Raw genomic sequence first — 20,969 nt, forward strand, 5'->3', positions numbered from 1 at the left:
CCCCCATGTCCGATACGCCGATCAATCTCGACGACTTGCGTCAACGTATCGACCAGCTGGATGGCGATATTCTGCGTTTGATCAGTGAGCGGGCCAACTGTGCCCAGCAGGTGGCTCACGTCAAGCTGGCTCAGGACAAGGATGCGGTGTTCTACCGTCCGGAGCGCGAAGCCCAGGTGCTGCGTCGTATCATGGCGTTGAACAAGGGGCCTTTGGACTCCGAAGAAATGGCGCGGCTGTTTCGCGAAATCATGTCTGCCTGCCTGGCGCTTGAGCAGCCGGTCAAGGTGGCTTATCTCGGGCCTGAAGGCACCTTCACCCAGCAGGCCGCGTTGAAGCATTTCGGTGAAAGCGCCGTCAGCCTGCCCATGGCGGCCATCGATGAAGTGTTTCGGGAAGTGGAGGCGGGGGCCGTCAACTATGGCGTCGTTCCCGTCGAGAACTCCACCGAAGGGGTGGTCAATCACACCCTCGACACGTTCATGGACTCCTCTATCAGGATTTGTGGTGAAGTGGTGCTGCGCATTCACCACCATCTCTTGATCAGTGAAACCACGCGTAAAGAGAAGGTGTCACGCATCTATTCGCACCCTCAGTCGTTCGGTCAGTGCCGCAAGTGGCTGGATGCTCACTACCCTCATGCCGAGCGGGTGCCGGTCTCTTCCAACGCCGAAGCCGCCAAGCTGGTGAAAACCGAGTGGCACAGCGCCGCGATTGCCGGCGACATGGCCGCCAAGCTTTATGGCCTGGAGCGCATTGCCGACAAAATCGAAGATCGGCCGGACAACTCCACGCGCTTCCTGATCATTGGCAATCAGGACGTGCCCATGTCGGGCGAAGACAAGACCTCCATCGTCGTGGCAATGCGTAACCAGCCCGGTGCGCTGCACGATTTGTTGGAGCCCTTCCACCGCCACAAGATCGATCTGACGCGTATCGAAACGCGGCCCTCGCGCACCGGTGTGTGGAACTACGTCTTCTTCATCGACTTCAAGGGCCACCGTGACGAGCCCCAGGTGGCTGCGGTGCTGGAAGAAGTTCGCCTGCGCGCCTCTGAACTGCGGGTGCTGGGTTCCTACCCTCAGGGTGTGCTGTGACGGTTTCACCTTCTCTTGCACCTCGGGTGGCGTGTGTCGAACCGCGCATTCTGATTGTCGGCCTTGGTCTGATCGGCAGCTCCTTGGCTGCCGCATTGCGTGCCTCGGGCTACGCTGGCCAGATCATCGCCTGCGACCCCAATGAGCAGGAAGTGGCATTGGGCATCGAGCTGGGGCTGGTGGATGCCGGCGGTGTCGAGCTTGCCAACTGCTTGAAAGACGTTTCCATGGTCGTGCTGGCGGTGCCGGTGCTGGCCATGGAAAGCGTGATGAGCACGCTGTCGCGTTCTCTCGATCAGGCGGCTCCCGATGTCGTGATCACCGACGTAGGCAGTACCAAGGCCACCATACGTGATTGTGCCGAGCGCGTATTCGGCCGTGTCATGCCCAATATCGTGCTGGGTCATCCTATTGCGGGCTCCGAGAAAAGCGGTGTGGCAGCCGCCAATCCATCGCTGTACGTTAATCACAAGGTGATCCTGACGCCGGAGCCGGATGTCGACCCGGTAGCGCTGGCGCGAGTAGAAACCTTGTGGAGAGCCTGTGGCGCCGACGTGCTGCAAATGAGCGTCGAGCGCCATGATCAGGTGCTGGCGCGCACCAGTCACTTGCCCCACTTGTTGGCATTTTCACTGGTGGACACGCTGGCGCGGCAGGACGAGCGGCTGGATATCTTCCGCTATGCCGCGGGCGGGTTTCGTGATTTTACCCGTATTGCAGGCAGCGACCCGGTCATGTGGCGCGATATTTTCGTGGCCAATCGTGACGCCGTGCTTTCTTCTCTGGATGATTTCGAAGCGGGGCTCAAGCGGCTGCGCCAAGCGGTAGAAAGTGCCGACAGCGATGCGATGATTGCCACCTTCGATCGGGCCAGTCATGCTCGCCACTATTTTGATACGTTATTGAATAAAACCAGTTATCAGGCGGAATATCATATGCAACCACACGGTCAAGTGACTTATCGCGTGCAGCCAGGCGGCCAGGCGCAGGGGCGTTTGCGGGTGCCGGGCGATAAATCCATGTCTCACCGCTCGATCATGCTTGGCGCGTTGGCCGAAGGGGTGACCGAGGTCAAAGGCTTCCTGGAGGGCGAAGATAGTCTGGCCACCTTGCAGGCCTTTCGTGAAATGGGGGTAGCCATCGAAGGCCCGCACCAGGGGCGTGTGACCATTCATGGGGTTGGCATGCACGGCCTCAAGGCGCCGGCAGGCCCGCTGTATGTAGGTAACTCTGGCACTGCCATGCGCCTGTTTGCCGGGCTGCTGGCGGGTCAGGCGTTCGATAGCGAATTGACCGGTGATGAGTCACTCACCAAGCGCCCCATGGGGCGTGTGGCAGACCCGCTGCGACTGATGGGAGCGACCATCGATACGGCAGAGGGTGGTCGTCCGCCATTGAGGATTCATGGCGGCGCTGCGCTGAAAGGCATTCATTATGATATGCCCATGGCCAGTGCTCAGGTGAAGTCGTGCCTGCTGCTGGCAGGGCTCTACGCAGAGGGAGAGACCCGCGTGCGCGAGCCAGCGCCGACTCGCGATCATACCGAGCGGATGCTCAACGGGTTTGGCTACGCCGTTTCTCGCGAGGGCGACACCTGCTGGCTGCAGGGAGGCGGTCAACTGACGGCGGGGCCGATTGACGTGCCCTCCGATATCTCTTCGGCTACCTTCTTCCTGGTCGCCGCGGCCATTACCCCAGGTTCCGACATCACGCTGGAGCACGTGGGTATCAATCCGACGCGTATCGGTGTCATCAATATTCTGACCCTGATGGGCGCTGACCTGACGCTTGAAAACCAGCGCGAGGTAGGCGGTGAGCCCGTGGCGGACATCCGTATTCGCTATGCGCCGCTGAAGGGTATCGATATTCCTGTCGATCAAGTGCCGCTCGCCATCGATGAATTCCCGGCGCTGTTCATTGCGGCGGCCAATGCACAAGGCACCACGCGGCTGCGCGGAGCTGAAGAGCTGCGCGTCAAAGAGTCGGACCGTATTCAGGCCATGGCAGATGGTTTGGCGATTCTGGGGGTCGAGCATACGGTCGTGGAAGACGGCATCGACATCATCGGTAACGGTGACGAGAGCGTGCCGAGTTACGGCGGTGGCCGCATCGATAGCCTCGGCGATCACCGCATTGCCATGGCGTTTGCGATTGCCTCCCTGCGCGCGGGTGCTGAGATCGTCATCGACGATTGCGCCAACGTGGCAACGTCCTTCCCTGACTTCGTGACGCTGGCTCAGCGTATCGGTATGCGTGTCGATGTGGAGGGCGTCCATGACCGCTAACGCTCCTGTGCTGACCATCGATGGCCCCGGCGGTGCCGGTAAAGGCACGATCAGCAGCCTGGTGGCTGAACGACTGGGCTGGCATTTGCTGGATAGCGGTGCGCTCTATCGGTTGACGGCCCAGGCGGCCGTCAAGCATCACGTGGCGTTGGATGACGAAGCGGCGCTGGCCGATATCGCAGCAACCCTGGACGTTGCTTTCCCGGTGGAAGAGGGTCAGCCACGCACGCTGCTGGAAGGCGAAGACGTCAGTCGGCTCATTCGTACCGAGCAAGCGGGCGAGCGTGCTTCCCAGGTGGCCGCATTGCCAAAGGTACGCGCTGCGCTGCTGCAGCGACAGCGTGATTTTTGCCAGTTCCCTGGCCTGGTGGCGGATGGACGCGATATGGGCACAGTGGTGTTTCCAGAGGCGCCGCTGAAGATTTTTTTGACTGCCAGTGCCGAGGAAAGGGCGCGTAGACGGCATCTGCAGTTGCAGGAAGCAGGGGTGGATGCTAGTCTGTCGAGTCTTTTGAAGGAGATTCAGGCACGCGATGCACGCGACACGCAGCGCAGTGTGGCTCCGCTCAAGCCGGCAGATGATGCCATCACGCTTGACACCACGCGCCTGAGTATACCGGAAGTGGTTGATCGGCTAACCGAGCTGCTTGCCCAACGGGGCATGTTTGACGGCGCTTGATTCTCCCTTGCGGCGTTTTTGGAAAGGTGTCACGACGTGGCAGGGCGACAGTAATATCTTAGTGAGCCCGGTCAGGTCCAACCAGCGCTAACACCTCCAGAAGCTGAATGACATTAGGCCCGTACTCGCTGGTGGTACGGAGAAGGCAGTTATGCCTCAACAACGTTGATCACGTAGGAAAACCATGAGCGAAAGCTTTGCTGAACTGTTTGAACAGTCCCTTAACGACATCAACATGGAGCCGGGCGCCATCGTTGCGGCTCAAGTTGTCGACATCGACGGTGACTGGGTTACCGTTAACGCTGGTCTGAAATCCGAAGGTCAGATCCCTGCGGCACAATTCCGTGACGAGAATGGTGAGCTGACCATCGCGATCGGTGACGATGTGCACGTTGCGCTGGAAGCCGTAGAAGATGGCTTCGGCGAAACTCGCCTGTCCCGTGAAAAAGCCAAGCGCGCAGAAGCTTGGAAGATTCTGGAAGCGGCCTTCGAGAAAGACGAAATCATCAAAGGCGTGATCAACGGTAAAGTCAAAGGCGGCTTCACTGTCGACGTCGACTCCATCCGTGCCTTCCTGCCGGGCTCTCTGGTTGACGTTCGTCCGGTTCGCGACACTGCGCACCTGGAAAACAAAGAGCTGGACTTCAAAGTCATCAAGCTGGATCCGAAGCGTAACAACGTCGTTGTATCGCGTCGTGCCGTGCTTGAAGCTGAAAACAGCGCCGAGCGTGAAGCGCTGCTGGCCACGCTGCAAGAAGGTCAGCAAATCAAGGGTATCGTCAAGAACCTGACCGACTACGGTGCTTTCGTAGATCTGGGCGGTGTCGATGGCCTGCTGCACATCACCGACATGGCGTGGAAGCGTATCAAGCATCCGTCTGAAATCGTTGCCGTTGGCGACGAGATCAACGTCAAAGTGCTGAAATTCGACCGTGAGCGCAACCGCGTTTCTCTGGGTCTGAAGCAGCTGGGTGAAGATCCGTGGGTCAACATCAAAGACCGTTACCCGGAAGGCATGAAAGTGCAGGCTGTGGTTACTAACCTGACCGATTACGGCTGCTTCGCTGAGCTGGAAGAGGGTGTCGAAGGTCTGGTTCACGTGTCTGAAATGGACTGGACCAACAAGAACATCCATCCGTCTAAAGTCGTTCAAGTGGGCGACGATGTTGACGTCATGGTGCTCGATATCGACGAAGAGCGTCGTCGTATCTCCCTGGGTATCAAGCAGTGCACTGCTAACCCGTGGGAAACCTTCAACGCCGAGTACAACAAGGGCGACCGCGTTTCTGGTACCATCAAGTCCATCACGGACTTCGGTATCTTCATCGGCCTGGAAGGCGGTATCGACGGTCTGGTTCACCTGTCCGACATCTCCTGGACGGAAACCGGTGAAGAAGCGGTTCGCAACTTCAAGAAAGGCGACGAGGCAGAAGCCGTTATCCTGTCTATCGACCCTGAGCGCGAGCGCATCTCTCTGGGCATCAAGCAGATGGATTCCGATCCGGTTGCCGAATACCTGTCTGTCAACGACAAGGGCAGCATCGTGACGGGTCGCGTCGTAGAAGTTGACGCCAAGGAAGCTCACATCGAGCTGGCCACTGACGTCATCGCGGTTCTGAAGGCTTCTGAAATCAGTGCTGACCGTGTTGAAGATGCACGTAACGTACTGAGCGAAGGCGACAGCGTCGAAGCGCGTATCGTCAGCGTTGACCGCAAGAGCCGTCAGATTGCTCTGTCCGTCAAGGCCAAAGAGCAGGACGACACGCGTCAGAACCTGAAGAAACTGCGTGAGCAAGAGCCGGAAACTGCCGGTGGTCCGACCACGATCGGTGATCTGATCAAGCAGCAGATGGGCCAAGACTAATACCAGTCTTGTCTCGGAAAACGCCGCCCTTTGGGGCGGCGTTTTTGTTTCTGTCTGCTTGAAATAGGTTGTTGTTAAGGGGGTGCAAGCGTTGCTATAAGTGGTATGCGCAATTGTCACATCGCCTTTAATGGCGTTAGAGTGTATAAAATTGTTTAGTAAAGGCGCTAAAATCAACTAGACTATTGTCAATCAGTGGATTTAAGGCAATAATGTGCCCGTATCCTGAAGTAGTCGGTGTTGAGTTTCCCGGCTCAGTGCCAATGCAGTTATCTTTTTTCTAAAAGGACCTCCCATGTCTCTGTTAAATGATTACATCCAAAAAGAACAGCAGCTTAAGCAGCTCCAGGAAGAGCTGCAGCGTTTGGAAAATGACCAGCGTCTGAAAAGTGAGCTTGAATTTAAAGCTAAACTGGAAGCGTTAATGACCGAGTTTGGCAAGCGCCCGTCCGACGTCATTGCATTGCTGGATCCTGCTGCCGATCAGCGTAGCGCACCCAAGGCAGCCGCTGCCGCTACTCGCCGCAAGCGTCGCCTGAAGATCTACAAGAACCCGAACACGGGTGAAGTGATCGAAACCCGCGGTGGTAACCACAAAGGCCTGCGTAGCTGGAAAGACGAGCACGGCGATGACACCGTCGAATCCTGGCTCGTGCGCCTGGAAGATTAAGTTAACAACCGGCATTTCTCCCCAGAAGTGCCGGTTTTGTTTTAGCAGTATCGAAGTGTTGCCACCCCGGCCAGGTAATGCTCTCCACAATTTCCCAGCCTTCTCCCTGTATTGAGCAGTGATTATGTCAGGCGTTGCAACGGTACTTTGAGTTCCAGACGTCCCTTGCGCCACAGCACATGGGGTGTGTCCCCGCTAACGTGATAAAGGCTCTGGTGGTAGTGCAGTTGGCACAGTGTTGCCGTCAGCGCATCCGAGAGCTCGCTAAAGTCATCAAACAGCGTTACCGCATAGTGTTGTGAGGGAATGTCGATACGCCGATATTCAACCGGTAAAGCCACACTGTCGGTGCTCGCCTGGTTTTCGATATGCAGCCCGATATCGGTGCGTAGTTTATACTGCTTGGTCGTGCTGTCGAGTGCCAATACTTTGTCTGCTAGCAGGTCAGGGAGGGCCACGGCGGGGGTAGAACCGCCGAGTTGAGCTTCCAGACATGGAAGATGGTTGGTATGGCGCTTATGATTACCCAAGCCGCTGATGGCGTGTGCCGCCTTGTAGATACGCATATAGACGGCTTGGCGGGGGCCGCCTTGCTTTATATCCGTGGTAAATGACTTTAGTGGCGGCTTCAGTTGATGCCTATCGTTGAGAGCCTGGCGATAATGCCTGGGCGACAGCTGGTAGCGTCGCTGGAAGGCGCGTGAAAAGGATGAGTGATTTACATAGCCGCACTGCGCGGCGATATGCGCTATATTTTGCTGGGTCAGCGATAGCAGTACAGCGGCACGCTCCAGTCTGCGCTGCTCCCGGTATGCTCGGGGTGACATGTTAAAGCACTGGCGGAACTGTCGCCGTACCTGTGAGGCTGAATATCCCAACTGCCTGGCGAGATCTTCGATACTCAGCGGTTGATCAAGCGAATCTTGTAGCCAGATTTCAGCTCGTGACATTGCATTGAACACTATCTGGCCTCCTATGCGGGTTCAACAGGTAGCTTGCGACTGACCTGCCTGTGCACTCTCCCGGTGCGTTTGGTGACTCATGACTTGGTAGGCCATCTCTGGTGGCAGTGCGTGCCGGGGCATGGAAAGAGACAGAGTGGCCGTACCTTGCCAGCGATGACGTAAAAGGTATTAGCATAAATCACCTGTTCGGTTAGTCATTGTTACCGATGGTGAGATCATCGCGTTGCTGTCTTTATGCTTCCAAGCGGTAGCAAAGGCAAGTTTGCTCCTGAAGAATACGCGTTTGTGCACAGTTTTTGATTAAAATGGCCTGTTGCTCAGGCATGTCGACCATTTTCAGTAGGGTGTAGATGAAACATCAATGAAATATCACAAGGTTTCTAAACAGCTGGATGAGCGTGAAAAGCTACGCAAGTTTCGTGAGCTGGATGACGCCTTTGCCCAGGCGCTGCGTCAATTGGAAGACCCTGACAGTGATTTCGATATTCCCACCGGGCCGCCAGTGCGCTCTCTGGCAGAGCTAGAGGCAGAAGATCAGGCGGACCAACAGAAGCGGCGTGATGAGCTGTTCGGCGAGCGCCTGCATGCGCTGATGGCCGAGTACGACCAATCGGCAGGGGCGTTGCGCGAGTTGATCGATACGTTGCTCAAGTACAATGTGTGGGCGTTGGAGGAAATACCCGGTGAGTGAAGGGGGCTGCTAACGGTAGCGGAAGACCCGCAGGCTGGGCAGAAACACCTCGCTCTCCAGCTTTTCATCCCGTCGCTTTGCGCGGGTGCGGGCTATGGGCGCTATTTGTGGTGGCGTTTTGATATCGGGTAGACGCCCCTCTGGCGCAGGGACCACAAGGGGCATGGCCACGTTGAGCGCTCGACGCGTGTGGCCATCTGCCAGCGGTTCGGTGTAGAAAAGGTTGGCGCGCATCAGCGGTGCCTGATTCTGTACCTGGGCCAGCACTTCCTGACTGGGTAGGCTGGCTAACTTGCGCAACTGGATGCGTACATGAGGCGCGTCGGTGTCCAGTTGCAGTAGCTTCTGCTCCGCTTCCTGAACGCTTATGCGTTTGATGGAGCGGCCGCTGGTATACCAGGCAAAGCGAATTCTGGCGACGGGGGCTTCGGCGAGAGGGATCAGTCGCCAGCACTGCTTCAAATGTAGCCTGGCCAACCCGCTTTGACGCAGCACGCTGTCCAGGTCAGGGTGACGGCGAGGGAGCCGCTGCCTGGCTTCGCTCAATGCAGTAGGGTGAGCCTGTTTGATGTGCCTGAGCCAGTCACTGATCGCCTGCTTGGCATGATTGACGTCATGAAAGGCCTCCAGTAGTGCTTCGTCCGCCGCGATGACTCCAATGTAATTGCGCGTTTCGCGCCCATCCTGGGCTTGCTGATGCCACATGTCCAGCAGCGCATGGCGTAGCCAGCCGGGGTCGCTGAGGCCATCGAAGCGCCACATGGGCAACGGCTGGGTTTCATAAAGCGAAACGGCTTGTTCAATGGCTTGCATCAACCGATCGAAACGGTCATCCAGTTCATGCAGCAGGCGGTAGGCGGGCGAGGACGACATCGTGGGTCAGGCCTCAGGAGAGTGGGGCATCGCGATCCGCCTGTGCCAGCAGAGCGTCCATATCCGCTTCATCCATGGCCGACTCGCCGGAAATACGGTGTGACTCATCGGCCCAGGCACCCAGGTCGAGTAGTTGGCAGCGCTGGCTGCAAAACGGTCGATAGGTGCTCTGTGTGCTCCACACCACCGGCGCGGCACACTGTGGGCAGGCGACTTCCAGGGGGGCGTCATTAGCAGCGCTCTTCATGCATCTCTCCTCTCATGACTCAATCGTGCATTACTCAATCGTGCGCTATCGTGCAGTAGCGTCGATGCAGCGTGACGACCTGATGCTGCAGGTGTTCCAGGCTGCCGCTGTTATCGATCACGTCATGGGCACGGCTGAGCCGTTCCTGGCGCGATAGCTGGGCGGCGAGGATAGCACGCACTTGGGCTTCACTCACCCCGTCGCGCGCTAAAGTGCGCGATCGCTGCAGCTCCTCCGTTACATCGACCACCAGTGTGCGTTGCACCAGCGCATCCTGGCCCGACTCGAACAGCAGTGGCGATACCAACAGAACATAAGGCGAGTTCAGGGCAAGCGCCTTTAGCCGCAACTGCAGGCGCTCACGAATGCGCGGGTGGGTTTCGCTTTCCAGCCAGCGGCGCTGCTCGGGGTCGCTGAAAACGATCTGACGCAGCGCGGCGCGGTTCAGGCCACCATCGGCATCGAGCACCTGTTGGCCAAAACGTTGCGCAATCGCCGCCAGCGCTGGCTCTCCGGGCATGACCACTTCGCGGGCGATATCGTCGGCATCTACCCAGCCCACCCCTAGTTCGCCAAATGCGCGTGCCACGGTCGACTTGCCGGAGCCGATACCGCCTGTCAATCCGATGATCATCATCGCCTCCGGTCAGAAGAGTGAGAGATAAAGGGCCATCAGCTCATTGCCCGCCAAAAGCCCTAACCAGCCCGCCAGGGCGAGAAAAGGCCCGAAGGGCATCGGTTGACCACGCAGCCTGGGCATCGTCGCTTGAAGCGTCAGCCCGATGATCGCGCCCAGGCCAGCTGAGACGATCAGTAGTAGTGGCAGCATTTCCCAACCCAGCCAGGCACCCAGCGCTGCCAGTAGTTTGAAGTCGCCAAACCCCATGCCTTCCTTGCCGGTGAGTAGTTTGAACAGCCAGTAGAAGCTCCAAAGGATCAAGTAACCCGCCATGGCGCCAATCACGGCACTGGGCAGCATCAGCGGTTGAAACAGCAGCTGATACAGTAGCCCCATCCACAGCAGGGGTAGGGTGAGAATGTCCGGCAGCAGATAGGTACGCAGGTCGATGACCGCCAGTACCAGCAGCGTCAAGCAGGCCGCGTACAGAAACAGGCTGGTCAGCGTTGGGCCATGCAGCTGCATGACGGCTACCGCCAGCAGCCCACCCATGAGTTCCACGACCGGGTACTGGGGGCTGATTCGTGTGCGGCAGTTGGCGCAGCGTCCACGGCGTTTCAACCAGCCCAGCAGGGGCAGGTTATCATGCCAGGCAATGGCGTGCTGGCATGAAGGGCACAGTGAAGCAGGGTATGCCAGGTTGAAGCGGGGGTGCGCTTCGGCTGGCTGTTCCAGCGCGACCAGGGCTTCGTTGCGCCACTGGCGCATCAGCATGACGGGCAGCCGGGTGATGACGACGTTCAAGAAGCTGCCGAAGCACAGCCCCAGCATCAGCGAGATAGCGAGCAGTAAGGTTGGCGATAAACCCATGGAGATCCTGAAGTGAAATAAGCGTGTCGATGGCCGAGCGATTAAAGCGCCGTGCCGATTTCGAAAATGGGCAGATACATGGAGACCACGACACCGCCTACCAGGGCGCCCAGGACCACGATGATAAGCGGCTCCATCAGCGATGTCAGTGCATCGACCTTGTTATCGACTTCTTCTTCATAATAGTCGGCCACTCGGTTGAGCATGGCATCCAGTGAGCCCGCCTCTTCACCAATGCTCACCATCTGCACTGCCAGCGCAGGGAAGCGATTGGTCATGCGCATGGCAAAGTGCAGCTGCTGGCCGGTAGTCACGTCCTGACGCACTTCGTTGATGGCCTTTATGTAAACACGATTATCGGCGGCACCCGCCGCCGTTTCCAGCCCTTCTACCAGCGGCACCCCGGAAGCAAAGGTCGTTGCCAGCGTCCGGGTAAAACGAGACACCGCGGACTTGTGCATGATGTCCCCGATCACCGGCAGCTTGAGCAGCAGGCCATCCAGCCGATAGGCGAGTTTTGGAGAGCGCCGGGCTGCCGCCTTGAGCAGCATCACACTGCCCACCAGGCCGCCGATGGCATGCAGCCAGTAGCGCTGGGCCATATCGGAGAGATTGACGGTAAACTGCGTCAGCGCTGGCAACTCGGCACCAAACCCCTGGAACATGCTCTCGAACTCGGGAACCACCTTGATCAGCAGCAACATGGTCACCCCAACCCCAATGGCCATGACCGCCGTGGGATACCAGAGCGCTTTCTTGACACGATTTTTCAGCGATTCGACCTTTTCCTTGTAGCTGGCAATACGCTCCAGCATCTGGTCCAGCGCACCGGCCTGTTCACCAGCATCCACCAGGTTGACGAACAGACGGTCGAACTGCTTTGGATGCTTGGCCATGGCCGTGGAGAGGCTGTCGCCGGAAGAGACGTCTTCCATGATCTGCTGAGTCAGCGCCACCATGGCGGGCTTCTTGAGGCTCTCGGAGACCGCTTGAAGGGCCTGAAGGATGGGGATGCCTGCGCGTACCATGGTAGCCATTTGCCGTGCAAACACCATGATATCGACATTGTTGACCTTGCCCCGGCCGCTAAAGCTGCTGCGTTTTTGGATCTTGCCGGCGACGATCCGTTGCCTGGCGAGCTGATCGACGATATCGGCCTTGGTTCTGCCGATCAGCTCCCCCTTCATTGGGCGGTCCTGGGGGCCTTTCCCCGACCACTTCCAGCGGTGCAACGGGGCCGGTTTGGCGCTGCGCGCCTTGGCTTTGGCCATGCGAGGGGTCACTCCTTGCTGATACGGTTAACTTCGTCGAGACTAGTGCTGCCATCCAGCACACGGCCAAGGCAACTTTGATAGAGGCTGGGGTGGCCTTCACGTCTGGCCTGCTGGTCGATCTCGATGGCGTTGCCGTCACGCATGATCAACTGGCGCATGTCGTCGCTGATGGGCACGACTTCGTATACCCCAATCCGGCCCTTGTAGCCTTGAGTACACTGCTTGCAGCCTACTGCCTGATAAATGGTGGCATTGCGAATCTCCTGCTGGCTAAAGCCCGCCTTGCGCAGCGCCTCGGCGGGAATGTCGGCAGGTGCTTTGCACAGGTGGCAAAGCTTACGCGCCAGCCGCTGGGCGATGATCAGGCTGACGGAGCTGGCAATGTTATAGGTAGCCACCCCCATGTTCGAGAGGCGTGTCAGGGTTTCGGCGGCGGAGTTGGTATGCACGGTGGAGAGTACCAGGTGCCCGGTTTGCGCTGCCTTGACGGCAATTTCCGCCGTTTCCAGATCGCGGATCTCGCCGACCATCACCACGTCCGGATCCTGGCGCAGGAAGGCACGCAGGGCGCTGGCGAAATTGAGCCCGATTTTGGGCAATACGTTGACCTGACTAATGCCGGACACCTTGATTTCCACCGGGTCTTCCGCTGTACAGATATTGCGCTGCACCTGATTGAGGATATTGATGCCGGTATACAGGGTCACGGTTTTACCGCTACCGGTGGGGCCCGTGACCAGAATCATGCCTTGGGGCTTCTTGAGGGCGCTTTCGTAGGCGGCTTGCTGCTCAGGGGTGAACCCCAACTGGTCGATGCCCAACTGAGCAGACGTGGGGTCGAGAATACGCAGCACGACCTTTTCGCCCCACACCGTGGGCAGCGAGTTGACGCGGAAGTCGATCGAGCGGGTGCGTGACAGCTGCAGCTTCAAGGCGCCATCCTGGGGCAGTCGACGCTCGGAGATATCGAGCCGCGACATGATCTTCAGGCGAGCGGCTATGCGGTCACGCAGGGCAAACGGTGGGCGAGCGATCTCCACCAGCATGCCATCGATACGAAACCGCACCCGGTACTGTGTTTCGTAGGGTTCGAAGTGAATATCCGACGCTCCCTTGCCAATGGCATCCAGCAGAATTTTATTGACAAATTTGACGACTGGCGCGTCTTCGCTATTTTGCTCGGCCTTTTCAATAGAGGCCTCATCGCCGTCAGCATGCTGAACGATATTCAATGCGCTGACCGCATCGTCAATGTTGTCCAGGTCATCCAGCATGCTGCGTTCGTTTTGCGCCAGGTACTGTACTAACGTGTCACGCAGCTGATCGGCAGGGGCCAGCACGCCGTCCACGCTCAGCCCGGTAGCAAACTGCAGCTCGTCCAGCTGGGTCAGCGTGGCGGGGTAAGGGACCGCCACGGTCAGTCGGTGGCCATGGCGCGCCAAAGGCAAAATACCCAGTCGCTCAAGAATCTTGACCGGATAGTCACTGGCAGCAGGCAGGGCGGCCACTCGTATGGCTTCCAGGTCTACTACCGGCAGGCCGTACTCCCAGGCAGCCGCCACCGCCGCCTCATCGGTAGACACCAGGCCGCTGTCCACCACGTGTTGCAGTAGCGATATTTCCAGCTGAGTGGCAGTGTTTTCCGCAATGGCGGCCTGGGCATCCGTGAGCAGGCCGTGCTTGACCAACCGTTTGGCGATGCCGCGCAGCCCCCCGTTCAGGGCAGCATGGCTCAGCGTAGACTCAGGGGCAGGTTGGCTCATGGCATACTCGGCAGCGGGCAAATGAAACGGAATGTAATGCTGAGGGTTGTACCATATTTACTGTTCCCGAGGTACCAGCCACGTACAGGCTCCATACCGTGAAATAGGCCGATTATCGGGGCATGTCAGGAAGATAAAGCTGGTTGCCAATGGGGGGTGGTTAAGCTAATTTAATCAGCAATCAAGGCTGATGTTCAGTAAGATTTGGCCTGACGATGACTCTTACACCGCAAGGGAACTCCGCAATGCAAACGACCCAACCCAACCAACCCCGCCGCTTCAAGCAGCCGGGCTTCACCCTCATCGAGCTGCTGATTGTGGTGGCGATTATTGGTATTTTGGCGGCGGTGGGTGTGCCGCAGTACGGAAATTATTTGGATCGTTCTGAGCAAAGTGCCTGTATTGCAGAACTAAACTCTTTCCGATCGTTGGCTGTTGCCTCATCCGTCGATGCTGATAATTCACAAATTGAGGCCTTTAATTTTCAGTCGTGTGAAGAGGGCACAAATAAGACAGCACTTGTCGACCGATTTACAAGTACTTCAGAAGAGAACCCCGGCCCAATAACAGTCACAACTGGGAGCCGTGAAGTAGTTGTAACGGTCACAGAGACTGGACGTATTGTTGCGGGCACTGGTGGTGATGGTTAACTAATAGTTGATAGGCGATATATTACGCACTAGGCCGCTTCTTCAAGAGCGGCCTTTTCACTGTATCATGTGAAGTACTGTATGCGAACTCTAGCCAGCGGTTTTAGCCTGATCGAGCTGTTAATCATGATAGCGGTGATAGCCCTTTTGTCAGGAATGAGTCGGCCCGCGTACTTGGCTTACCTGGACCGTTCCGCCTTCAGCGCCTGTCAGTAAGAGCTAATGCTCGCGTATTGGCGACGGATCACCTGGATGATGCCCTTGAGCCATACCGCTCGTGGGTGAAAGCAACCAACCTACCCAGTTAGCCGTTGCGAATGCTTTACGCGGCGTATTCGAGGGCGAGGCCACGGAGCTTGTGCTGGATACCCAGCGCTCAGGCGTTCAGGCTCGCATCACGAGCCAAGGCATGGTCGAGCGCGTCGTCACACCTTGATTATGAAGGTGCGTTACCAAGCTGGCTCTTCATACAAGTTCGCGAATTTTACACACTCCCTGCGTAATTCCCTCATACACTAGTGGCTTCTTCAGGCAACAATACTTCCGGGAGCCCATCATGAAATCACTTTCGCTTGCAGTGCTCCTTGGCACGCTGTGCTGGCACGGCCTGGCAAGTGCTCAGCCTGCGCATGCACCCGCCCATGGTGCCCGTGGCCACCAGGAGCATCAGGCGGGCCAGAATGGTCGCGAGCATCGCCAGGAATATCAGCGGGAACATCGCCACGAATATCGCCGTGATCGTGAGCAGCGCTCGGAGCGCTATATCGATCTGCCGCGTATCAACGAGCGGGAGCTACTTGGCCTGCTGCGCCAGTACGAAGCCCCCCGCGCCGAGCCGCTGCCGCCCGGCATACAGCGCCGCCTGGAGCGGGGCAAGCCGCTACCGCCGGGGATTGCCAAGCGCTTCGATGGCCCCATTGCACAGCAGCTGCCACGCTACCCGGGCTATGAGTGGGAGCGCGTCGGGGCAGATGTGGTGCTCATCGAAGCCGCTACGCGGGTGGTCGTCGATGTATTGGTAGACGCCCTACGTTAAATACATGCCCTTTCGCCAGTGCTGTCGGTAGCGCCTTGGGCTGTCATGGTAATGCCATCGGCTAACGCTTATGCTGCTCTATTCATTATTAATTCACCCATTGTCACTCATCCATTGTTAGTTAGAAGAGGCAACTTGATGGCAGCGTATACCCTGGAAGCGCGCCTGGCGCTGGCAATCACCATCGCCGAAGAGGCGGGGCAGATGATCCGCGAGGCGCGTGAGCAGCAGAACTTCGCCCAACGCTTGAAAGAGGGCGTTGAGCTGGTCACCGATGTCGATGTCGCCGTCGACCAGCGAATCAGTCAGCGGCTGGAAGAGCATTTTCCCGGTGAGGCTCGGCTGAGCGAAGAGCTGAGCCCTGAACAGGCGCTCTACCATCCCGCCGAACAGCTATGGGTCGTGGACCCTATCGATGGCACGGTGAACTTTGCCCAGGGCCAGCGTCATGTGGCGGTGTCCATTGGCTGGATCGAGCAGGGCGTGGGCAAGGTAGGCGTCGTTCATGCACCGTTCCTGAATGAGACCTTCAGCGCAGCCCAGGGGCTGGGGGCTTACTGCAACCAGCGGCGTATTCAGCCCAGCGGTGCCGAATCGCTGGCCAGCACGCTGGTCGGTACCGGGTTTCCCTACGACAAGCAGGCCCGCAAGGCCCTGCTGCCACGGCTCGAAGCCGTCCTGACCCACTGCCAGGACATCCGGCGCAACGGTGCCGCGGCGCTGGATATCTGCGACATTGCCTGTGGGCGCCTGGATGCCTATTACGAAAGCGTATCCCCCTGGGATTTTGTGGCAGGCTGGGTGATCGCCCGGGAAGCCGGGGCACGCGTGGGGCATTTGGTCGAGGTGCCGGAAGGCATTCCTGCCGACCTTTTCCCAGAGCAGCTGTTGGTAACCGCCCCCGGCGTTTACGATGCCATGGCGACGCTGCTGGCAAACGCGGATCGCTAGCCTGATGGGTGCTTTTCAACGCAACACGGCAAGCATTTGAAAAGAAAGCGCAAAAAGGGCTTTTCATTTGGCTAATAAAGCGCTAGTATACGCACCGTCCTGAAGCGAAAGCCAACGGGCATCGGAGTGTGGCGCAGCTTGGTAGCGCGTTGCAATGGGGTTGCAAAGGTCGCAGGTTCGAATCCTGTCACTCCGACCAAAAAAGACATATAAAACGGCCACTTAGCGAATCATGCAGTGGCCGTTTTTTATTGCCTAGCGTTCTAGGTGACATATAGGTGACACCCGTCTGAAATTTTCGGCTTTTCTAAGCTCTCCAGAACAAGAGAAGGGCCACGTCGAACACAGCACTTCAGTGTGACGATACCCCCAACGGAGAGCATCCTCATTGCTCCATCTCTGCATCATTCCCGCTTAGCTCCGTATAATCGCTCTCATAGGTTTCACAGGAATAGATGCCTACCACAGACACGGCGGACGCCACCCAGCCAGGCTCCTCAAGCCTTGGCCCACCCCTCCTCGATGGCATGTTTGCGGATCGCTGTATTGCTCACCTTGCCGTTTAGCTCCTTCGACAGCCAGGCATAGCCGTCGCGGGGGTCGGCCTCCCAGCGCCTGCGAACCTCCTGCCAAAACTCCTTGCTCATCCCACAGTTGATGAGGCGACGCCGGGTTGGTGCGATGCCGGAGGCAACAGCCAGCAGCGAGGTTTTTAGCCGCTCGACATCAACGTCGCCTTCGGCAAGGCGCTGCATCAGCGCACCTTCAACCGACAGCGCCAGCGTTCGGGCAGTTTCCCGCGCCAGCACATGGCGGTTGGTAGAAATATCACTCATCGTCCTGGCTCCGTATGTAGTCGGCGACGTAGGTGCTGCCGGTGTCGGGATACGTACCATCGTCCAACATTAGCCCCAGCCGCTCGGCGCGCCCCTTCATCTCTCGCTCGACCTGCGCAGCCTTCTCCAGCGCGGCCTCGATGCGCCCTCTCATGGCCTCCTTGTCTACCAGCGCAATGGCTGGCTTCTCCTCGAGCTCCACCTTGTCCTTCCAGAACTCCGGCTGACGGTTCTTCAGCCACAGCCGCGCGGCGGCGGTCTCGGGCGGGTAGTGGCGCTCCATGTCCGTCAGGATCACCTGGCCTTGGTGCTGGGCCACGTGCGTCTCTGGTACCACGGCCCCCTTTGCTCGATGGAACAGCGCATGAGCCACCTCGGCATCGGCCAGGGCGCCGCCCCGCCATATGGCATGACGAAAGTCCTCGTGCTGCTGCTGCCAGCGGTAGATGGTTCGCTCGTCCACCTCGTAGAACTTGGCCAGCTTCTCCCGCGTGAAGCCCAGCAGCATCAAGCGCTCGGCTTGCTCGGCATACTCCGGGCGGTACTCGCTAGGCCGGCCACGCCCCTTGGTTACGGGCGTAACCTCTTGCGTAACCTGGGGCGTAACCGTAACCCCGTGCGTAACCTCCTCCTCTGTGTTGCTGGCAGGGTCTGTAGGCTGTGCCCGCTTTTGCCATTCATCCGCTTTGGCACGCCTGCTAACAGCCACCCGCGATACAGGTAGCGATAGCTCTCGAACCAACCAGGCGAAGCCCTCGCGGGAATCCGCCTCCCACAGCTTGCGGGCTTTCTGCCACTGCCTCGTGGTCATCTTCGCTGCCATATCATCACCTGCGCTAAGCGTGTCTGTGTCTTTTAGAAGCCGTTCGGTGGCTGCGCCCCTTCCCAGCTCGCGCCGTCCCACGCGGTCAAGGTGCTGAACGTGACGGGAATCTGGAGCTGGACGAAGCGCCCGTGATGGTCGGACGGCGAGTTGAGGGGAATACCGATGCTCTCGATGACCAGTGGGGCGAAGGTTCGCTTCTTGTACTGGATCGCCAGCAGGGCGGGCACTTCGGAAGGCAACGCGGCTTCGACCAGGGACTCCGCCGTTCTATTGTTCGATCCCGCCCAGTCGAGCGCTGCAGTCAGCAGTGTTCCCTCGGCGGCCAGGTGGCGCGGCAGTGCCCAGTCCATCAGCAGATTGATGGCGTCCTCCACCTCGGCCTCCGGATCCTGCCAGGCACGCAACATGATGTTGACCGTGAGTTTGATCGGCGCCATGCCGGTGAATACCTGCGTGCTGTTGAGCTTGGTAATACCCGTACGGCCACGTGCGTGTTCGACGGCCCCGGCGGTTCTGTCTGCCCAGCCACCCGGCGTGGAGCGGTCGAACTTCTTGCGCTCTTCGCTGGACAGCATGCCGCGAACGCTTTCAACGACTGGCTGAATCATGCCGGACTGCAACATCGCGCTAAGGGTGGGTGTCAGGCCACCCGCTCCGGCGCTTTCGAACGGCGACTGCCAGTTGAAGGTCGCTTCCAGGTTGGCGTCGTCGACGAACAGGCAGCGCAGGACGGCACCGTTCTCGTACAGTTTTTCCCCGTGGTGGTCCACTTCGTAGATTGAGGCGACCAGCGTTTCGTTGATGCCGTCCATTTTCGGGCCTACCTCACCCGGCGCGGCACCAGTGACTACCATAGTCATGTCACTTTCCCTCCTGCTTCACTATGTCCTTGGCGGCTTCCAGCAGGGCCTGCGCATCGCGGGCGCGCATCGCCACCGCCTTGAGCGCCTTCTCCGGCGTGCCGAACCGCTCCAGGTCGACCTGATAGCGTGCTGTTGCCGGCATGCTGGCCAGCTCGGCCAGGGCATCATCCACGGCACGACTGGCGGCGGCGTGGAGCTCGACCGGCAGTGGCGTCACGTTGTTGGCCATGTCCCGTCTCCCGTGTCTGGGGCCGCTTACGCGGCCTCCTCTTCGTGGGTGGTCTCGGCCAGGTACAGCTCCACCCGGCCCGCGTAGCTGGTCAGCAGGGTGCCGTTGCGCTCGATCTCGCCCGGGATCTCGGCCAGCTCGTGCTCCAGGGCCTCAATGTCGGCGAGGTTGGGCTTGGCCTGGCGGTCCGCCATGCGGCGCGGAAGGCCCGCCTCCATCAGGTCGTTGATGGCCTGTTCGCGCCGACGACGGCTGCGCTCGATCTCACCCCGGTCACCCTCCAGGGCGAACTTGCGCTCACGCAGCTGGCGACCCTTGGAGATCAACGCGGAGGTGATGGGATTCAGCAGCGCATCGAGCTCGCCGCGATCCTGCCCGACCTCCATGTCGGCAGCAGCGGCCTCTTCCAGCCGTTCGGCCAGTGCCTCGACCTCGAACTGGAGGGCGCGCAGCGCCTCCGCGGGGCTGCCGTGCCGGGCGACGGCGGCGGTGAATCGGCCCAAGGTGCGGACGTTGCTCAGGTCGCGGCGCAGGCGGTCAGCCTGGCGGGTCAGCCCAAGCCACTCCTTGAACTCGGGGGAGTTGAAGTCATCCAGTCGGCGCGCTCGCGCTACCAGGTTGGTATCAGTCATCGGCCAGGTTCTCCAGGTGGTTGATCAGCAGATCCAGGGCGGCATGGCCGCGCATCGCGGCGTCGGCAGGCATAGTCTCGCCCTCTGCCACATCGCACAGGGCATCCCGCAGCTCCTCCAGGTCCTCGGCAATCTCTGCCACTTCGTCTTGGCGCATCAGGTATCTCCGGTTGGTGGAGCCTTCAGCTTAGCGCCTTGGGTTTCCGGTTCTTGGCGAGTTTTCCGGGCATGAAAAACCCCGCCGAAGCGGGGTGTAAGGGCCAAGCAAGCGATGTTGTCAGTGCAGCGGCTTGGGTGGCGTGGTGCGTAGTTGAACGGCAAAGCCGGCTTCCTCGGCATGGGCCAGCAAGTCCTCCTCACTTGCACCCAGCGCCTCGGCAAGATCGGCTAGGTTGAATAACTGCCGGCCCTCTTCATCAACGCCTGACGGCTTCAGATCGGGGAAGAGTTCGTTCATCCCCTCCCGTAGTGTCTCCAGGATCGGCAGGCGCAGGAACATGGGGTGATCCTCGTCATGGGCGCGGTGGATCATCGCCTCGGCATCGCCCGGGGCCACGTCGCCGAAGAATCGGCGCTGGGCCTTACGCTCGACGCTCTCCAGTAGAGTGCCGATATGGCTGGCCAGTGGCCGTTGCAGGCGCTCAGGTGGGATTGCCAGCTTATGCGCGGCCCATACCTGCCCGGCGGTTAAGTGATCCAGCGGTTGCCCATGGGTAGCGGCTTGGTTCAGTGATTCGCGTGTGATGGTCATAGTGTCGGCTCCTTACGCGGCGGGTGGGGGTAGGTCATCATCAAGCATGGCGTTCACCAGCTTTTGCAGGCTGGCCAGGCGTACACGTACCAGGGCGGCCAGTGTTCCCGGCGGTAGTCGCTGCTCGATAGTTTCCAGTGTGGCCGCGCAGCCCATCAGCGTTTCTTCGTCGGGGTCAGATCCCAGTGAGATCCATACCATGTAGGCGCTCTCTGCTATGTCGCGGTCGATACCGTGCAGGCTGGCTGCAAGGCGTCGTGCTTCGGTAGTGGCTTCATCCAGCATGGCGGCTACCTCC

The 20,969-nt window shown here is 59.1% G+C and carries 25 protein-coding genes and 1 tRNA gene; 11 read left to right on the forward strand and 15 right to left on the reverse strand.

The window, feature by feature from the left end; all coding sequences use genetic code 11:
- Window positions 1-5 precede the first annotated feature (5 nt).
- From pheA to B7L71_RS01480, 5 genes are all read left to right on the forward strand, one after another.
- Window positions 6-1,097, forward strand: a complete 1,092-nt coding sequence (gene pheA / locus B7L71_RS01460; protein ID WP_081135443.1) for a prephenate dehydratase — start codon at window positions 6-8, stop codon at window positions 1,095-1,097.
- Complete coding sequence (locus tag B7L71_RS01465; RefSeq protein WP_249273149.1) at window positions 1,094-3,382, forward strand: bifunctional prephenate dehydrogenase/3-phosphoshikimate 1-carboxyvinyltransferase; 2,289 nt, start codon at window positions 1,094-1,096, stop codon at window positions 3,380-3,382. The genes pheA and B7L71_RS01465 overlap by 4 nt, the downstream gene beginning before the upstream one ends.
- Complete coding sequence (gene cmk / locus B7L71_RS01470) at window positions 3,372-4,061, forward strand: (d)CMP kinase (protein WP_081135448.1); 690 nt, start codon at window positions 3,372-3,374, stop codon at window positions 4,059-4,061. Before B7L71_RS01465 ends, cmk begins: the two co-directional genes overlap by 11 nt.
- Window positions 4,062-4,245: 184 nt before the next feature.
- A complete protein-coding gene (gene rpsA / locus B7L71_RS01475; RefSeq protein WP_016913755.1) occupies window positions 4,246-5,925 on the forward strand; it encodes a 30S ribosomal protein S1 in 1,680 nt (559 codons plus the stop codon).
- Between the two features lie 295 nt (window positions 5,926-6,220).
- Window positions 6,221-6,595, forward strand: a complete 375-nt coding sequence (locus B7L71_RS01480) for a histone-like nucleoid-structuring protein, MvaT/MvaU family (protein WP_016913756.1) — start codon at window positions 6,221-6,223, stop codon at window positions 6,593-6,595.
- Window positions 6,596-6,717: 122 nt separating this feature from the next.
- Here B7L71_RS01480 and B7L71_RS01485 read toward each other — a convergent pair whose 3' ends face one another.
- Window positions 6,718-7,557, reverse strand: coding sequence for a helix-turn-helix transcriptional regulator (locus B7L71_RS01485; RefSeq protein ID WP_081135451.1), 840 nt, complete (start codon window positions 7,555-7,557; stop codon window positions 6,718-6,720).
- 364 nt (window positions 7,558-7,921) lie between these two features.
- On the opposite strand from B7L71_RS01485, the gene B7L71_RS01490 reads away from it, so the two are divergent.
- Window positions 7,922-8,251, forward strand: a complete 330-nt coding sequence (locus B7L71_RS01490; RefSeq protein WP_016913758.1) for a hypothetical protein — start codon at window positions 7,922-7,924, stop codon at window positions 8,249-8,251.
- Window positions 8,252-8,260: 9 nt separating this feature from the next.
- Here B7L71_RS01490 and B7L71_RS01495 read toward each other — a convergent pair whose 3' ends face one another.
- Genes B7L71_RS01495 through pilB form a run of 6 tightly spaced genes read right to left on the reverse strand, consistent with a single transcriptional unit; the run spans window position 8,261 to window position 13,897 of the window.
- Window positions 8,261-9,124 (reverse strand): DNA replication terminus site-binding protein, encoded by an 864-nt coding sequence (locus tag B7L71_RS01495; protein ID WP_081135453.1) that lies wholly within the window; start codon window positions 9,122-9,124, stop codon window positions 8,261-8,263.
- A 13-nt stretch (window positions 9,125-9,137) separates the two neighbouring features.
- Window positions 9,138-9,371 (reverse strand): DNA gyrase inhibitor YacG, encoded by a 234-nt coding sequence (gene yacG / locus B7L71_RS01500; RefSeq protein WP_081135456.1) that lies wholly within the window; start codon window positions 9,369-9,371, stop codon window positions 9,138-9,140.
- A 34-nt stretch (window positions 9,372-9,405) separates the two neighbouring features.
- Window positions 9,406-10,005 carry a dephospho-CoA kinase gene (gene coaE / locus B7L71_RS01505; protein WP_081135458.1) on the reverse strand — a complete coding sequence of 200 codons (600 nt, stop codon included), beginning with the start codon at window positions 10,003-10,005 and terminating at the stop codon, window positions 9,406-9,408.
- Window positions 10,006-10,017: 12 nt separating this feature from the next.
- Window positions 10,018-10,860 (reverse strand): prepilin peptidase, encoded by an 843-nt coding sequence (locus tag B7L71_RS01510; RefSeq protein ID WP_081135461.1) that lies wholly within the window; start codon window positions 10,858-10,860, stop codon window positions 10,018-10,020.
- A 41-nt stretch (window positions 10,861-10,901) separates the two neighbouring features.
- Complete coding sequence (locus B7L71_RS01515; protein ID WP_081135464.1) at window positions 10,902-12,131, reverse strand: type II secretion system F family protein; 1,230 nt, start codon at window positions 12,129-12,131, stop codon at window positions 10,902-10,904.
- A gap of 8 nt (window positions 12,132-12,139) precedes the next feature.
- Window positions 12,140-13,897, reverse strand: a complete 1,758-nt coding sequence (gene pilB / locus B7L71_RS01520; RefSeq protein WP_081135466.1) for a type IV-A pilus assembly ATPase PilB — start codon at window positions 13,895-13,897, stop codon at window positions 12,140-12,142.
- A gap of 245 nt (window positions 13,898-14,142) precedes the next feature.
- Here pilB and B7L71_RS17830 point away from each other — a divergent pair, with 245 nt between their 5' ends.
- From B7L71_RS17830 to B7L71_RS01545, 5 genes are all read left to right on the forward strand, one after another.
- Window positions 14,143-14,547, forward strand: coding sequence for a pilin (locus tag B7L71_RS17830; protein WP_081135469.1), 405 nt, complete (start codon window positions 14,143-14,145; stop codon window positions 14,545-14,547).
- An 81-nt stretch (window positions 14,548-14,628) separates the two neighbouring features.
- Complete coding sequence (locus B7L71_RS17510; RefSeq protein ID WP_139790012.1) at window positions 14,629-14,763, forward strand: prepilin-type N-terminal cleavage/methylation domain-containing protein; 135 nt, start codon at window positions 14,629-14,631, stop codon at window positions 14,761-14,763.
- Window positions 14,764-15,103: 340 nt separating this feature from the next.
- Window positions 15,104-15,583, forward strand: a complete 480-nt coding sequence (locus tag B7L71_RS01535; RefSeq protein WP_081135471.1) for an anti-virulence regulator CigR family protein — start codon at window positions 15,104-15,106, stop codon at window positions 15,581-15,583.
- A gap of 138 nt (window positions 15,584-15,721) precedes the next feature.
- The gene (locus tag B7L71_RS01540; protein ID WP_081135474.1) at window positions 15,722-16,534 is read left to right on the forward strand and encodes an inositol monophosphatase family protein; all 813 of its coding nucleotides are present in this window, start codon (window positions 15,722-15,724) and stop codon (window positions 16,532-16,534) included.
- A gap of 122 nt (window positions 16,535-16,656) precedes the next feature.
- Window positions 16,657-16,733: transfer RNA gene (locus tag B7L71_RS01545), tRNA-Pro, on the forward strand.
- A 298-nt stretch (window positions 16,734-17,031) separates the two neighbouring features.
- Here B7L71_RS01545 and B7L71_RS01550 read toward each other — a convergent pair.
- From B7L71_RS01550 to B7L71_RS01580, 8 genes are all read right to left on the reverse strand, one after another.
- The gene (locus B7L71_RS01550; RefSeq protein ID WP_081135476.1) at window positions 17,032-17,370 is read right to left on the reverse strand and encodes a hypothetical protein; all 339 of its coding nucleotides are present in this window, start codon (window positions 17,368-17,370) and stop codon (window positions 17,032-17,034) included.
- Window positions 17,363-18,193, reverse strand: coding sequence for a hypothetical protein (locus tag B7L71_RS01555; RefSeq protein ID WP_081135479.1), 831 nt, complete (start codon window positions 18,191-18,193; stop codon window positions 17,363-17,365). Before B7L71_RS01555 ends, B7L71_RS01550 begins: the two co-directional genes overlap by 8 nt.
- A 32-nt stretch (window positions 18,194-18,225) precedes the next feature.
- On the reverse strand, window positions 18,226-19,056 hold the full coding sequence (locus B7L71_RS01560) for a hypothetical protein (protein WP_081135482.1): 831 nt from the start codon (window positions 19,054-19,056) through the stop codon (window positions 18,226-18,228).
- Between the two features lies 1 nt (window position 19,057).
- The gene (locus tag B7L71_RS01565; protein ID WP_081135484.1) at window positions 19,058-19,288 is read right to left on the reverse strand and encodes a hypothetical protein; all 231 of its coding nucleotides are present in this window, start codon (window positions 19,286-19,288) and stop codon (window positions 19,058-19,060) included.
- A 26-nt stretch (window positions 19,289-19,314) separates the two neighbouring features.
- Window positions 19,315-19,920, reverse strand: coding sequence for a hypothetical protein (locus tag B7L71_RS01570; protein ID WP_081135487.1), 606 nt, complete (start codon window positions 19,918-19,920; stop codon window positions 19,315-19,317).
- Window positions 19,913-20,077, reverse strand: a complete 165-nt coding sequence (locus tag B7L71_RS17235; protein ID WP_170919413.1) for a hypothetical protein — start codon at window positions 20,075-20,077, stop codon at window positions 19,913-19,915. Before B7L71_RS17235 ends, B7L71_RS01570 begins: the two co-directional genes overlap by 8 nt.
- A gap of 120 nt (window positions 20,078-20,197) precedes the next feature.
- Window positions 20,198-20,671: a hypothetical protein gene (locus B7L71_RS01575; protein WP_081135489.1), complete on the reverse strand. Its 474-nt coding sequence runs from the start codon at window positions 20,669-20,671 to the stop codon at window positions 20,198-20,200.
- Window positions 20,672-20,683: 12 nt separating this feature from the next.
- Window positions 20,684-20,956: a hypothetical protein gene (locus B7L71_RS01580; protein ID WP_081135492.1), complete on the reverse strand. Its 273-nt coding sequence runs from the start codon at window positions 20,954-20,956 to the stop codon at window positions 20,684-20,686.
- Window positions 20,957-20,969: the final 13 nt, after the last annotated feature.

It is taken from the genome of Halomonas sp. BC2, from assembly GCF_002078115.1.
Taxonomy (GTDB): domain Bacteria; phylum Pseudomonadota; class Gammaproteobacteria; order Pseudomonadales; family Halomonadaceae; genus Vreelandella; species Vreelandella stevensii.